The sequence below is a fragment of the Chondromyces apiculatus DSM 436 genome (genome assembly GCF_000601485.1).
Classification (GTDB): Bacteria; Myxococcota_A; Polyangia; order Polyangiales; family Polyangiaceae; genus Chondromyces; species Chondromyces apiculatus.
In genome coordinates this window covers 1-1,758 of sequence record NZ_ASRX01000161.1, presented here as the reverse complement: position 1 = coordinate 1,758, position 1,758 = coordinate 1, and the positions used below count along the sequence as shown (strand labels likewise).

Here is a 1,758-nt window from a genome sequence, read left to right as displayed (position 1 = left end):
GGCGGCGCGGGCGGTGGAGGCGGCGCGGGCGGCGCGGGCGGCGCGCTGAACGCGGGGGCGGCGACGAATCCGCTCGCGAGCATGGCGCGGGGCGCGGCCCAGAGTGCCATCCACGAGGGCGTGGGCGCGGCGCGCAATGCGCTGGCAGGGGCGCTGGGCATCGACGCGGCGGGCGGAGGCGGAGAGTCCGGGGCGAATGCGGCCGGGCCGGCGGGCGACGTGGCAGGGGTGGACGCGACCGACCGCGAGAAGGGGCCCGGGCACTCGACGGCGAAGATCGCCGGCAGCCACACCGAGAAGGTGGGCTCGATGAAGGGGCTCGCCGCCATCAAGCAGATCGACACCAACGTGAAGGGCAACAAGAGCATCGACGTCGGCGCGGCGACGATCCAGCTCGCGATCGGCAACTACGCCGAGTCGGCGAAGGGGTCGAAGAAGGAGAGCGCGCTCGGGCTCGTGGTGCTCAGCAAGGGCGGCGAGAGCGAGGAGGTGGGCGGCTCCAAGACGACGATGGTGGGAGGCGCCATCGTCGACAAGCTGAAGGGGTCGCACTCCATCGCGGCCGGCGGTCCGGCGACGTTCATCGGGGCGTTCCACAAGATGGAGGCGGGTGGTTCGATCACGTTCAAATGCGGCGGGAGCGAGGTGGTCATCGACGGGGGCGGGATCTCGATCACCAGCCCGATCGTGGCCATCCTGGCGCCCAAGATTCAGCTCCCCAAGAAGGTCTCCGAGGTCTGATGAAAGCTGCTCGCGAAGGGGTCACGGCGGTGGCCGAGCCCGAGGTGACGGAAGAGGCCCTGGAAGCGGGGGCCGAAGCGCCGGATGCGCAGGCCGAAGCGTCCGAGGTGCGGACCGAGGTGCTGGAGACGCTGGAGGCTCGGAAGGTGGCGCTGGACGAGCTGGTCCCGACGCCCTCGGAGCCGCTGCCGCCTCCCGTGGCGATCCGCACGGCCCGCGTGGTCTGGATGGCCGGGCGGCGCGCGAAGGTCGAGCTGCGGGGGATGAGCACGGCGATCGACGCGAGCATCGCGCCGGAGGTGGACCCCGGGGTCATCACCGACGCGGTGGAGAACGGCGACGCGGTGCTGGTGGAGACGGCGCCGGAGATGGTGCCGGTGATCGTGGGGGTGCTGCACACGCGGCGGCCCCGGGAGCTGAAGCTGAAGGCGGGGTCGATCCAGATCGAGGGCGACGAGGAGGTGCTGCTCCGGGCAGGGCGGGCGGCGATCCGGATCCGCGCGGACGGCGACGTGGAGGTGGTGGGAGGGCGGATCAGCGCGTCGTCGCGGGGGCTGTTCCGGATCGTGGGGAGGATCTTGCGGCTGAACTGATCAGCCTTGCTTCCAGTGCGGGAGGCGCTGGGCGATGAGCTGCTGCCACTTGTCCCTGAGGCCCGCGTCGCGCTGGAAGCGCTCCTGCCAGAGGCCGTGCAGCGCCCGCCAGGTCTCCGGGGTCAGCCCGAGCTGCGCCTGGATCCAGGGGACATGCGTGGGGAACGCGCGCACGCAGGCGCAGAGGTTGGCGTAGTCGGCGAGGCTCCAGCGATCGTGGGGCGTGACGCGCGCTGTGTCGCGCAGGGCAGCGAGCGGCTGCGCGGGGACAGGGGGCGCGGGGGTCGGGGGCCCAGCCGGAGGGGATGCGGAGGGAGCCGAGGCGCCGGCAAGAGGAGGCGCGGGGGGCGTGGAGGCGCCGGCAAGAGGAGGTGCTGGGGGAGCCGAGGAGCCGGCACGGGGAGGCGGGGGGGGAGCCGAGGAG

General features: G+C 73.1%; 2 protein-coding genes and 1 pseudogene. 2 read left to right on the top strand and 1 reads right to left on the bottom strand.

The window, feature by feature from the left end; genetic code table 11:
• Both CAP_RS53170 and CAP_RS43235 read left to right on the top strand, forming a co-directional pair.
• Positions 1-741 (top strand): annotated as a pseudogene (locus CAP_RS53170) (type VI secretion system Vgr family protein); the annotation flags it as partial.
• Entirely contained in the window at positions 741-1,334 is a 594-nt protein-coding gene (locus CAP_RS43235; protein WP_052376945.1) for a hypothetical protein, read from the top strand. The pseudogene CAP_RS53170 and the gene CAP_RS43235, both read left to right, overlap by 1 nt.
• On the opposite strand, the gene CAP_RS54785 is transcribed toward CAP_RS43235, so the two are convergent.
• A partial coding sequence (locus tag CAP_RS54785) for a hypothetical protein (RefSeq protein ID WP_231512041.1) occupies positions 1,335-1,758 on the bottom strand: 424 nt, incomplete at its 5' end.

Excerpts from the sequence above, each read along its gene's own strand:
- CAP_RS43235 (WP_052376945.1), top strand. The coding sequence starts at position 741 with ATGAAAGCTGCTCGCGAAGGGGTCACGGCGGTGGCCGAGCCCGAGGTG.